General features: G+C 67.0%; 10 protein-coding genes. 5 read left to right on the top strand and 5 right to left on the bottom strand.

The annotated features are described in order from the left end of the window. The 3 genes from I53_RS10900 to ppk2 form a co-directional block, all read left to right on the top strand. The coding region (locus I53_RS10900; protein WP_043350360.1) for an efflux RND transporter periplasmic adaptor subunit at positions 1–463 on the top strand (463 nt) is incomplete at its 5' end. A gap of 4 nt (positions 464–467) precedes the next feature. Next, positions 468–3,650, top strand: a complete 3,183-nt coding sequence (locus I53_RS10895) for a multidrug efflux RND transporter permease subunit (protein WP_043350357.1) — start codon at positions 468–470, stop codon at positions 3,648–3,650. Between the two features lie 43 nt (positions 3,651–3,693). Beyond that, positions 3,694–4,536 carry a polyphosphate kinase 2 gene (gene ppk2, locus I53_RS10890; protein WP_043350356.1) on the top strand — a complete coding sequence of 281 codons (843 nt, stop codon included), beginning with the start codon at positions 3,694–3,696 and terminating at the stop codon, positions 4,534–4,536. Between the two features lie 334 nt (positions 4,537–4,870). Here the strand turns inward: ppk2 and I53_RS10885 are convergent, their stop codons facing one another. The 4 genes from I53_RS10885 to I53_RS10870 form a co-directional block, all read right to left on the bottom strand. Continuing rightward, complete coding sequence (locus I53_RS10885) at positions 4,871–5,374, bottom strand: hypothetical protein (protein WP_043350354.1); 504 nt, start codon at positions 5,372–5,374, stop codon at positions 4,871–4,873. A gap of 16 nt (positions 5,375–5,390) precedes the next feature. Further along, positions 5,391–6,608, bottom strand: a complete 1,218-nt coding sequence (locus tag I53_RS10880) for an acetate/propionate family kinase (RefSeq protein WP_043350351.1) — start codon at positions 6,606–6,608, stop codon at positions 5,391–5,393. Positions 6,609–6,611: 3 nt separating this feature from the next. After that, positions 6,612–6,791 carry a hypothetical protein gene (locus tag I53_RS10875; protein WP_043350350.1) on the bottom strand — a complete coding sequence of 60 codons (180 nt, stop codon included), beginning with the start codon at positions 6,789–6,791 and terminating at the stop codon, positions 6,612–6,614. A 109-nt stretch (positions 6,792–6,900) separates the two neighbouring features. Continuing rightward, positions 6,901–8,220, bottom strand: coding sequence for a cation:proton antiporter (locus tag I53_RS10870; RefSeq protein ID WP_083936027.1), 1,320 nt, complete (start codon positions 8,218–8,220; stop codon positions 6,901–6,903). Positions 8,221–8,664: 444 nt separating this feature from the next. Here I53_RS10870 and I53_RS10865 point away from each other — a divergent pair, with 444 nt between their 5' ends. Further along, positions 8,665–9,030 carry a hypothetical protein gene (locus tag I53_RS10865; protein ID WP_043350348.1) on the top strand — a complete coding sequence of 122 codons (366 nt, stop codon included), beginning with the start codon at positions 8,665–8,667 and terminating at the stop codon, positions 9,028–9,030. A gap of 1,265 nt (positions 9,031–10,295) precedes the next feature. Here the strand turns inward: I53_RS10865 and I53_RS33885 are convergent. Then, positions 10,296–10,481, bottom strand: coding sequence for a hypothetical protein (locus tag I53_RS33885; protein ID WP_091995024.1), 186 nt, complete (start codon positions 10,479–10,481; stop codon positions 10,296–10,298). On the opposite strand from I53_RS33885, the gene I53_RS35730 reads away from it, so the two are divergent. Next, a complete protein-coding gene (locus I53_RS35730) occupies positions 10,473–10,604 on the top strand; it encodes a hypothetical protein (RefSeq protein WP_286009578.1) in 132 nt (43 codons plus the stop codon). The genes I53_RS33885 and I53_RS35730 overlap by 9 nt on opposite strands. Positions 10,605–11,642 lie beyond the last annotated feature (1,038 nt).

Raw genomic sequence — 11,642 nt, 5'->3', positions numbered from 1 at the left:
GCAGGGCGCGAAAAGCCCCGACCGCAGCAAGGTCGGCATCCGGATCGGATCCCAGGACGGATCGGAATACGGCCAGGTGGGACGGGTCGATTTTGTCAACATCAGCGTCGACCGGACGACCGACACGGTCCTGGTGCGCGCCGTCATGCCGAACCCGGCGGGCGTGCTGCGCGACGGGCAGCTGGTCCAGGTCGCCCTTCAGATTGGGGAGCCCGAGCAGAAGATCGTCGTCCCGCAAGCGGCGCTCATCGCCGACCAGGGCGGGGTCTACGTCTTCGTCGTCGAGGACGGGCGGGCCGTGACCCGGCGCGTCAAACTCGGTTCCGCCGGTACCGGCCCGGATGCCGTCATCGACGAGGGCCTGTCGGCCGGGGAGCTCGTCATCGTCGACGGCCTGCAGCGGGTGCGGCCCGGAATCACCGTGCAGGCGAACCCGATCGCCCAGTCGGCCGGCAGGATCTGACGCCATGGTCTCGGCGATCTTCGTCGACCGGCCACGCCTCTCGGTGGTGATCGCGATCGTCACGTCGATCGCCGGAGCGCTGGCGCTGTTCACCATCCCGGTGGCCCAGTACCCCGACATCGTGCCGCCCCAGGTCTCGGTGACGACGACCTATCCCGGCGCCTCCGCCGAGGTGGTGGAATCGACCGTCGCACAGCCCATCGAGTCTCAGGTCGTGGGCGTCGACAAGATGATCTACATGAAGAGCGTCAGCGGCAACGACGGCAGCTACACGCTCACCGGATCCTTTGAACTCGGCACCGATCCGGACATCAACGCCGTCAACGTCAACAACCGGGTTCAGATCGCCTTGGCCAAGTTGCCCGATGACGTCCGCAAGCAGGGCGTCACGGTCAAGAAGAAATCTTCCGCGCTGCTGGGCGTGCTGGCGGTCTACTCGCCCAAGGGCATGCAGGACCCGCTCTTCATCTCGAATTACGTGACGATCAACCTGCTCGACCGCATCAAGAGCACGCCCGGCGTCGGCGACGCGACCCTGTGGGGGCCGCAGGATTACGCGATGCGGGCCTGGGTGCGGACCGACCAGCTCACCGGTCTCAACCTGACCACGGGCGATGTCATCGCAGCGATCCGCACGCAGAACGTGCAGGCTCCCGTGGGCCGGATCGGCGCACGCCCGATTTCGGACGAGCAGCAGCTCCAGCTCAGCATCCAGACGCAGGGGCGCCTGAACTCCGCGGAGCAGTTCCGCAACGTCATCCTGCGCACGAATCCGGACGGGTCCGTGCTGCGGCTCGGGGACGTCGCCCGCATCGAGCTCGGCGCCGCCAATCTCGACCGCGAGACACGGCTGAACGGGAGCCCCGCCACGGTGGTGGCGATCTACCAGTCCCCCGGCGCGAACGCCCTCGCGACCCTGAAGGAAGTCCAGGCCCGGGTCGGCGCGCTGGCCAAGTCCTTCCCCGAGGGGCTCGCCTGGAAGGTCACCTACGACCCGACCACCTTCATCACCGAGACGGTGCGCGAGGTCCGCAAGACCCTGATCGAAGCCTTCGTGCTCGTCGTCGTGGTGGTGTTCCTGTTCCTCGGCAGCCTGCGCGCGACGCTCATCCCGACGCTCGCCGTGCCGGTGAGCCTGATCGGGACCTTCATCGCCCTGAAGGCGGTGGGCTACTCGGCGAACTCCGTCTCGCTCCTCGCCCTGGTGCTGGCCATCGGCATCGTCGTCGACGACGCCATCGTGGTCGTCGAGAACGTCGAGCGCGTGATGGAGGAGCATCCCGATCTCTCCCCGCGGGAGGCCACCAAGCGGGCGATGGCCGAGATCACGGCGCCGATCATCGCCATCACCCTGGTGCTGCTCTCGGTCTTCGTGCCGGTCGCCTTCGTCCCCGGCATCTCCGGCGAGCTCTTCCGACAATTCGCGGTCGCCGTCGCGGTCGCGATGCTGATCTCGGCCGTCAACGCGCTGACCCTGTCGCCGGCTTTGTGCGGCGTGCTTCTGCGGCCGCATCAGGGTCCCCGCCGCGGGATCATGGGCGTCGTCATGCGGGCGATCGACCGGGTGCGCGACGGCTACGGTGCCGTGGTGGCGCGGATCGTGCGCTTCTCGGTGATCGGGCTCGTACTCGCCGGCGCGGCCGCCTACGGCGCGCTGCAGCTGGCCAAGATGACGCCCACCGGCTTTCTGCCCGAGGACGATCAAGGCGCCTTCTTCGTCGTGGTGCAGCTGCCCGAGGGCGCCGCGGTGGGACGCACCGCCGAGGTGGTGGCGCATGCCGAGGCGATCCTGCGGCAGGAGCACGTGGTCGCCGACACGACATCGGTGATCGGCCTCAACTTCATCGACAACTATTCGCAGGGCAACGCGGCCTTCCTGGTCGTGACCCTCAAGCCGTTCGAGGAACGCACCGGAGCCGCGGACGGGGCGGCGGCCGTGATCGCCCGGCTCGGCCGTCAGTTCCGAGACATCCCGGGCGGGACCGTGGTGCCCCTGGCGCCGCCTCCCGTCATCGGCCTCGGCACCGGCGGCGGCTTCGCCTACGTCCTGGAGGACCTGCGCGGCGGCGATCCGAAGGACCTCGCCCAGGTCGTGCGCGGGCTGATCGTGGCGGCGAACGACGAGCCGAAGCTCAACCGCGTCTTCAGCACGTTCTCGGCCACGAACCCCTCGGTGTTTCTCGACATCGACCGCAACAAGGTCCAGATCCTCGGGGTGCCGCTGGAGAACGTGTTCCAGGCGCTGCAGGCCTCGCTGGGCGGCTATTACGTCAATGACATCAACCTGTTCGGCCGCACGTGGCAGGTGCAGGTCCAGGCCGAGGCCGCCGATCGCACGCGGATCGACGACATCTACCGCATCAACGTGCGCAACAAGGACGGCGAGATGGTGCCGCTGCGCTCCCTCGCGGAAGCGCGGATCGTGGTCGGACCACCGGCGCTGATCCGCTACAACAACCTGCGGGCGGTCACCGTGCAGGGCTCTCCGGCGCCGGGCATCTCGTCGGGCCAGGCGCTCGCCGCCATGGAGGCGGTCGCGGGCCGCACCTTGCCGGCGGGGTTCGCGGGCGAGTGGACCGACACGGCGTTCCAGGAGAAGCGGGCCGAGGGCAAGACCGCGATCATCCTCGGCTTCGCCGTCCTGTTCGCATTCCTGTTCCTGGTCGGCCTCTACGAGAGCTGGACGATCCCCGTCCCGGTGCTGCTGTCGGTCACCGTCGGGATCCTGGGCGCCTACGCGGCGATGGTGTGGGGCGGGCTCACCCTCGACCTCTACGCGCAGATCGGCATGGTGGTGCTGATCGGACTCGCAGCCAAGAACGGCATCCTGATCGTCGAGTTCGCCAAGGAGCAGCGCGATCGGGGCGTGCCGCTCCACGAGGCGGCGACCGAGGGCGCGCGCCTGCGTTTCCGGCCCGTGATGATGACCTCCTTCGCCTTCATCCTCGGCCTGTTTCCGCTGGTCATCGCCGCCGGCGCCTCGCAACTCGCGCGGCGCAACGTGGGGACGCCCGTGTTCGGCGGAATGATCGCCGCGTCCTTCATCGGGATCTTCGTGATCCCGCCCCTCTACGTGCTGTTCCAGAGCCTGCGTGAGCGGGCCTGGGGCCTTCTGGGCGGGAACGGGACGCGGCACGACGCGGCGGCGGAGCCGGCCGGAACGCAGGAGCACATGCCGGCCGAGTGACCGTGCGCGGTCGAGCCGGGCAGGATGAGGAGGCTGGGCGGTGATGGACGATGCGACGCGGGCACAGGAGCCCGAGACCGACGACGAAGCCACCGACGAGGGGCTGGCGCAGCCCAAGCTCAAGCGCAAGGCGTACGAGCGGGAACTCCGCGCGCTGCAGGTGCAGCTCTGCCATCTGCAGGACTGGGTCCGGAGATCCGGCGCGCGCATCGTCGTGGTCTTCGAGGGACGTGACGCTGCCGGCAAGGGCGGCACGATCAAGGCGCTCACCGAGCGGGTGAGCCCGCGGGTGTTTCGCGTGGCCGCCCTGCCGGCCCCCTCCGACCGGCAGAAGACCCAGATGTTCATTCAGCGCTACATCGAGCACTTCCCGGCGGCCGGCGAGATCGTGATCTTCGACCGGAGCTGGTACAACCGCGCGGGCGTCGAGCGCGTCATGGGGTTCTGCAGCGACGCTGAATATCGCCGCTTCCTCGATCTGTGCCCGCGGATCGAGCGCTTCATCGTGGGCGGCGGAACGCAGCTGATCAAGTTCTGGCTCGAAGTCGGCCGGAAGGAGCAGAAGCGCCGCTTCCTGGCCCGGATCGATGACCCTCTCCGGCAGTGGAAGCTCAGTCCCATGGACCTCGAGTCCTACAGTCGCTGGTACGACTACTCGATCGCCCGGGACGAGATGTTGGCGGCGACCGATATCGATGAGGCGCCCTGGCATATCGTCCGCTCAGATGAGAAGCGGCGCGCCCGTCTCAACTGCATCGCCCATCTGCTGCGCCTGATCCCCTACGAGGAAGTGAAGCGCGAGGCCGTGGTCTTGCCGAAACGCCTCAAGGACAAGGCCTACGACGACACTCTCACCAAGGGGCATTTCGTTCCGGAACTGCACTGAGGGGAGGCCGCGCGCCCGGACATCGACCCTTCAAAGCCGGGCGCGGCCTTGAACTCTTCGAGCCGGGCGATCGAGATATCGAAACGGGCCCGCATCGCCTCGTCACGCGTCGCATCCCGCTGCGTCTGGAGCTGTAGGATCTCCGCGTCGATCTAATCGCCGTTCAGCTCCTCGACGGAGAGAACCCGCGCGGCCAGGATCGTCACCCGCTTCGCCGTGACCTCGGCCAGCGCTCAGCAACGCGAAGAGATCCGGGAGCGCAGGTCGTTCACCCGCTGAGGTGGCGGTCTGTGTCCGCTGCTCGGTCATGATCGCCATCCCGGGGCGTCCTGAATCACACGTGGAGTTTTTCCCAGGTCAGGAAGAAACCAACATCGCCCGGCATGCCGTCGGGCCAGTCGACGATCATCGCCGACAAGCCATAGCCGAGGGGGCGCAGTCGCTCGCGCCAGAACTCGTATGCCTGCCAGGGCCGCCCGGTCAGGGTGTCGGGCCAGTCCGCCTCGGCATTGTTGATGGCTCGCCCGCTGTCGGTGCACATCGCGTTCGGAAAACGCATGACCAGCAACTCGTTCTTGCCCTGCTCGGCCGCGACCCGGAGCTTGTGCAGGAGAGGCCGCGTGATCTCCTGCACCTTCTCGGGCGTGAGCTCGATGGTCTTGGACAGAGTCTTGATCAGCTCGGCCCGCGCCTGACTCGCTTGGTCCTCGGCCTTCAGCGCCTTCATGGCTTTGGCGGCCTTCAACTTGGCCGTGTAGGCACCGAGTTCGGCGGCCGACATGAAGGTCTCGTCGGCGAGTTCGAGATCGGCCGGCGACCTGGTTCTCACGGCGTCCATGGCAAGCTCCCGTTGTTCAAAGCGCCGGCTGCGGCCGGCTGCTCCTGGGCCGAGACAACACGGCGCGCGTGCCGCGCGCGATCATCAGTTCCTCGTCCGTCGGAATGACCCAGGCGGTCGGCCCGGGACCTCGGGTCACGCGGGGGCCGCCGGAAGCGTTGGCCGCGTCGTCGAGTTCGAATCCCGCCCAGGCGGCACCCCGCAGGACCTCCGCACGGGTGGCGGCGTCGTTCTCGCCGATGCCGGCCGTGAAGATGAGAGCGTCGATGCCGCCCATTGCGGCGACGAGGGAGCCGAGTTCACGACCGATCCGATAGACGAACAGGTCGATGGCTCGGCGGGCATCGGGCTCGCGCGCCGCGACGCGGCGCAGCGTGCGCATGTCGTTCGAGATCCCGGACACGCCCAGCAGGCCCGACTGCGTGTAGAGCATGCGCTCCGCCTCGTCCGGGCCGAGCTTCATCTCGCGGAGCATGTAGAACACGATGCCGGCATCGAGGCTGCCGCAGCGCGTCCCCATGGGCAGCCCGTCGAGGGCGGAGAAGCCCATCGTGGTGGCGACGCTGGCGCCGCGGTTCAGCGCACACAGGCTGGCGCCGTTGCCGAGATGGGCCACGACCACGCGTCCGGCCGCCAGGGCGGGATCATACTCCGGGAGCACCGAAGCGATGTAGGCGTAGGACAGGCCGTGGAAGCCGTAGCGGCGCACGCCACCCTCCATCATCGCGTGCGGCAGGGCGAAAAGCCGGGCGATCTCCGGTTGACCGGCATGGAAGGCCGTGTCGAAGCAGGCGACCTGGGGCAGATCGGGGAAGCGCCGCCGGAAGATGCGGATCGGCTCGAGATTGTGCGGCTGGTGGAGGGGAGCCAGCGGCACGAGGCGCTCCAGGGCCTCCAGGACCTCCGCAGTCACGCGCACGGGCTCGCAATAGGTCATCCCGCCATGGACGATCCGGTGCCCGACGGCGACCAGCTCGAAGCCGCCACTGTGCGCGCGCATCCAGGCGGCCACGTGCAGGAGCGCGTCCTCGTGGCCGAACGCCCCGTCGCTGCCGAAGTCCTCGTCGGCCACCGTCGTGCCGGTCCGATCACGGATCCGCAGATGGGGCGCTTGACGCAGCCCCTCGAACAGGCCCCGGAAGATACGCTGCGGCTCTTCGCCATCGCCGAGGGTGAAGACTTGGAACTTGAGGCTCGACGAGCCCGCATTCAGGACGAGCAGGACCGGGGTCATCGGCTAGACCTCGGGCATCAGACGCGCCGCCCGCTGCCCGGCGACCAACAGGGAGGCCAGGGCGCAGGGATGGGCGACCGCCACCCGAAGCTCCGGCAGCGCCTGCGCGGCCGCGATCAGCCGATCGTCCTTCTCGTGGCGGCGCGTGTCAGACGATGGCCGTGCGGGAGCCAAAGTCGGCATCGTGAATTCTCCTGGCGGGAGAGACAGTACGCCGCTTCGCCAGCGCCCCCTTGAGCGAGATCAAGGATCAGGCGCCCTTGCTCGCCGAAGCGCACCGCAGTGTATGGCGTCAGCGGTCGCCCGCTTGATCGGCCGAGACAGCATGTGGCCCCTGTCGGCGCGCGACGCTCCGTTCAGGGGCCGTCTCAAGACCGGCCGAAGGAGCCTTGCCGGCTTGCCCCGGATCGGCGGCGGTGGCGCGGCGCGCGAAGGCTGCGGAGAGCGCGTTCGCGGTCAAGCCGTGCGCGAGGATGCTGAGGATGATGGTGGCCGCGACGGTCGTCGTCAGGGCCTGACGTCCGGGAAGATCGGCCGCGAGCACGATGACGGCGAAGACCACGCTGGCGAGCCCTCTCGGACCGAACCAGCCGATGAACAGCTTGCCGTCCGTCTTCAGGCCCGTGCCCGTCAGAGCCAGCCAGACCGGAAGCATGCGGATCACGGTGAGGCTCAAGACCGCGTAGACGATGACCGCCCAGGTCAGCCGCTGCGGGACCTGCGCGATCACGACGGCCCCGAAGAGCACCCAGGTCGACAGGGCCAGGACGTCGCCGGCCCCCTCGGCCGCGCAGAGCAGCTCGTGCTTGACCACGCGGTGCCGCGCCATGCCACCGGCGACGAGGCCGCCGACGAAGGATGCAATGAAGCCGCTGCCGCCCAGAGCCTGCGCGGCCGCGAACGCCGTAAGCGCGAGCGCCACCGCGGGGAGTTGCCGCCAAGCCGAGCCGATCCAGCCGCGATTGCCGGCATAGCGCAGGGCCCCGACGCCCAGAACGGCCAACCCGCCGCCTACGACGAGGCCGACACCGATCTCCGTGCCGAAATGGTGGACCGTAAGATCCAGCGGGGGCCGCCCCGGATCGGATCCCGCGGCGAGCGTCAGGAAGATCAGAAGGACCGGGACGCAGATGCCGTCATTCAGGCCGCTCTCCACATTCAGCCCTTCGCGCACTGGGCCCGGGAGGTCCGGATTCGTGACCACTGCCTTTCCGAGGGCCGCATCCGTCGGCGCCAGGATCGTCGCGAGAAGGGCGCATTCGAGGAAGCCCAATTCCGGGAATAGAATGGTACCGACCAGGAAGCCGAACAGGATTGTAAGCGGCAATCCGATGAGCAGGAGACGTCCGGGGATCGCGTATGAGCGTCGCAGCACGCCGAGGTCGGCTTTGGCGGCATCCGTGAACAGCACGAGGGCCAGCGTGAACTCGGCCAACCGTTGAAGAAGATGGGCCTCGGCGTTCACCGTGATGATGCGCAACCCGGCCGGCCCCGCAGCGAAACCGAAGGCGGCGAAAATCACGGCGCCGGCCAGTGGACTGCGCTCCAGCGGGACCGCCACGAGGCTGTAGGCGAAGACGAATGCGAACAGGACCGCGATGGTCTGGTACATCAACAAAACCGATGGAGCCGCCGTTGTCTTGCGACGGTGACCGTTGTCGGATTACGGTTTTGATATTCCGGAAAGCGTATTTATTGAGGACATGATTTGATCTAGGTCAAGGCGCGAGAAAAATTGTTTCGCAATTTGAAAATGAGAGCGCAGGAACTGGACTTAAAAAATTTCGCGTAAAACACGATAATAAGTTTCTTTCATCAGCCTCATAAGCCAGTCGCGATCGATATTCCGGCTCCGCTTGAATCCTTTCATTTGGCAATGTGCCGCTTCAAGCGCGGTGCGGAAAAATTCGGATCGACCGCGTTTTCGACGGCGGGAGGACGGACACTCTGAGGTCAGCCCCCGCCGAGATGGCGGGAGGGCAGCCCGGATCGATCCGAATGCCTCACCGGGCCTGCGTCGGAACGCTGTCTGCCCGTAGCCAGGAAGGCGCGTCAGATGTCGCGACATCATACCGGCCGGATATGCCTGCTGGCTCTGATCGCGCTTGCGCGCACGGCAAGCGCCCAGGAGCTTCGCTCGCCGCTCATGGACCGCGGAAATTCCGTGATCCAGGAAAACGCCGCGTCTCTGATGCCCACGCTGCGCGGGCGGCATCTCTATGCCGATCAGGGTGTGCGCGTCGGGCGCGTCCGCGAAGTCAGGGTCGGGCAGGACGGAACCACGCTCCTGGCGATCGTCGCCCGCCGGCGCTTGTTGGGAGGCGGAGAGATCGGCATTCCTGTATCCACTCTCAGCCAAGTCGGCCCTGTGCTGACCATGCAGGGTACGCGAGACACCATTCGGGCCATTCCACCGTTGTGAGACGGGGATGGATCGGTTCTCGATGCCCATCGGCGCGGCCCGCTCGACCGAGCGCGTGCAATCGATCTTCTGTCCGGCGAAAGCAGGGCGCGACTTCGGACGACAGGGAAGCGTAGCCCGTATGGGAGGCCCATGAGCCGAAGCACGCGGATCCGGCGGATCCTCCCGGCGGCCCGGGAGGCGAAAGGTCGATCGTTGCGCTAGATCAAAGACTGGGACGCCGGTGTTCCGCCAAAAGGGCAATCCTGAGGGAGGGCCCTGCCGATGCGAGAGCAACTGCGCGACGCCTACAACGTGTTTTGCCGCAAGCATAAGCTTGGCCTGTGCTGCGCCGTGCGCGAGGACCGTCCGGTGCCGAGTTTCCTCGACGCGGAGAGTTGGGCATTCGGCTACACGGTCCGCAGCAAGACGGATGGGCCTGTCAGTTTCCAGTCAAGGCGGCCCAGGAGGCGAATAGCCGCCTCGGCTTCTATCTTTTCCACGACGTCTGCGCCTGAGCCCTGCGGAGGATGGGCACCGCCCCAGGGCGATGATCTGTGCCGACCAGGACTTTGCGGCACATCGAACGTCGTCAGATGCCGGGCGCGCATAGGACCGGCGCAATGAAGCGGCCATCACACCCAAGCGGCTGAGCCCGATCGCCAAGCACGGACACAACGCCGTTCGGCACCATTCGAGATGACGCTCCGCTATCGGGGGGTGATCGAGACGGCCCCGTCGGCCCTGTATCGAGAGCCTGCCCCTCGGGGTTGCGCTTGAGCGTCGCGGACGACTTGGCGGCAACAGGCCCGATCATGTCCCGTCTTCAAAGCCTTCGGGGCCCCGGCACGAGCCGGCTTTCCCACGCCCGCCTTCGCATTGAAGTCGGTCACACCGTGATCGCCCACTCGCCCGCAACCAGCGCGCGACGGGTCGCGATCAGGCGGGGCGGTCATGCGCAGGGATGCCGTTTGCGTGAGACGCAGCCTCCTCAATGCAGGTCGATTGAAGGCGCACCGACGAATGCCGATAACCCACGAACAGATCCCACCGAGGGTGGGACTTTTCCGCTGAAAATCTCGAGACACCACACCGTCTGCAAGATGTCCTGTCCAGTGCAACGCGCCCGCAGATCGCAGAGACGAGCATCGAGACCCAGACCATTCTGCGCCCACGGCCCGAGACCGGCCTGTCCGCGGCGTCTGCTCGAGCCCTGGCCGACCTGACGCGCGTCCAAACCGCAGCCTCTGCCAGCGGCCTGCTTTCTGCGCCACTGCGATCGCGATCTACGGGCCCGTCCCGTCACCAACCACAACGGTCAAGATCGGACCCGTCGAGACCTCCGTGAACGGCCGTTCGAGGCTGGCGAGGAGATCCGCGATGACATCGTCGAGTTCGGAGGCTGCGGTACCGTAGAGCTGAAAGGCGCACCGGTGCGCCGCACGCGCGGTGGGATCAGAGAGGTGGGCCATGGCGGCTGCCTCGGACCGGCCTTTCTGTCGAAGCGTCGCGGCAAGTTGGCGATACAGGGCCAAGACGTCGGCACCGACGCGGGCGGCTTTGGACTGCACGACGGCCTGATCGATATCGGCTGAAGGTGATGCAATTTTGCCTGTCACGGGCCCCTCCGATTATTGTATATGCAACCGATCCAAATATTCTCGCGCTGATCGGCACCGAATTTTATTCGTCGAGACTGCATCGATTGCATATCCCGAACCCGTCTGCACGCGTGCCATCGACGGTTCGGACGAACCGGCCGAGAGCCGTTCGAAGCCGGGCCGCTCTGTCCCGCGTCAGGAGAATTTTCTGCTCGACGACCGACGTGCAGGCCGTCGGCGCGAAGCGCCGCGATTCCTGCAACCGGGCCTGCGGGATGAGGCGCACATGCGCCGCACCCGTGCACCCCGCGCGCACCCGCCACGGACAGACGCGCCGGTCGCCGCGCGCGTCCCCGCCCCGGCCTCACCCTGGGCTGCGCTGGATCGACACGTCGCCTTGCGCTGCCGCGGCGGAATGGCTGGGTGCGGGCAGATACTCCGGAGGGGGCCTGTGTCGGCTCGGCGCCATGATCAAGGTTTCTCCTCGCGGCGGAAGAAGACGGGTCTCGTGCGAGAAGCTGGCCTGAGCGCCCTGCGACGCAGATCGCTTGAACAGCCGCGCCGGGTCGCAACTCGCAATCGCGGCATCCTTGATCATGATACCACAGCTGAGCATTGATCTCTCTCAATATACTGCGCCGCCGCCCACCCGTCGGATTCAGACGAGCCGGCAGCCTGAGCCCCGCGACATCGACCGACCGACAGGCCGACCGACCGCTCGGAATGCATCCGATGTCTCCGATGACCGCGCCGGCCGACCGCGCCGAATGGATCTGCGACAGCCGGAGCTGAGCCCGGAGCGCGAGACGCGCGAGATTGGACGGCGCTCATCACGGCCTTGCCCGCAGCCAGGTTCGCCGACACGCACCGGCGGGACGCGCCGGCAGATCCGACTGAACCCGGCAGCATTCTATTGACGCGATTCATGGATTGGGTAGAAATCCCGAACCCATGTCGGATATCAGATCGATTGCGCCCAATCTTTATTGCCTCTCATCATGGTTATATCGGTCCAATCTCGTCTCCACGTGC

This window comes from Methylobacterium sp. B1 (genome assembly GCF_000333255.1).
In the GTDB taxonomy this organism is placed as follows: domain Bacteria; phylum Pseudomonadota; class Alphaproteobacteria; order Rhizobiales; family Beijerinckiaceae; genus Methylobacterium; species Methylobacterium fujisawaense.
The sequence above is the reverse complement of the archived record's forward strand: the minus strand, read 5'-3'. Positions and strand labels throughout refer to the sequence as shown.